Annotated in this window: 1 protein-coding gene; it reads right to left on the reverse strand. The window is 56.6% G+C overall.

Annotation, left to right across the window (positions count from 1 at the left end; translation table 11 throughout):
• Window positions 1-366, reverse strand: a 366-nt coding sequence (locus D7Y13_RS44355) for a TauD/TfdA dioxygenase family protein (protein WP_167508837.1), incomplete at its 3' end; no start/stop codon positions are given.
• Window positions 367-399: the final 33 nt, after the last annotated feature.

Below are 399 nucleotides of genomic sequence, written 5' to 3' on the forward strand. Positions count from 1 at the left end.
GTGTAGCATGGTCAACGGCAGTGGCTCGGCCAGGTAACTGGAGTCGCTGTGCCACATGTTGCCGAGCTTGCGCGCACCGACCGCCCCAGCGCCGTTGCGGTTGTTGATCACCAGAATGTTCGGATACTCAGGGTCGTGGTAGCTCTTGAGCTTGAACTGCTCGAGTTCCCCGAAGCAGGCTGCGAACTGCTGATATTCCTCACGGGTCAATATCTGGTTTTTCAGTGCCACCACTTTGCGTTCGTAAACCAGCTCCTGAATGGCACGTACCTCGTCCAGGGAAGCAGTAGTGATATCGAAATCCGTCACCGCCGTGACGAAGGTTTCCGCCAGATCCGTTCGCTTCACGTTGAGCGTCTCCTGCACGATGTTAATCAAACGGCCAGCGCAGGCTGGAGT

Source organism: Corallococcus praedator, assembly GCF_003612125.1.
Lineage (GTDB): Bacteria > Myxococcota > Myxococcia > Myxococcales > Myxococcaceae > Corallococcus > Corallococcus praedator.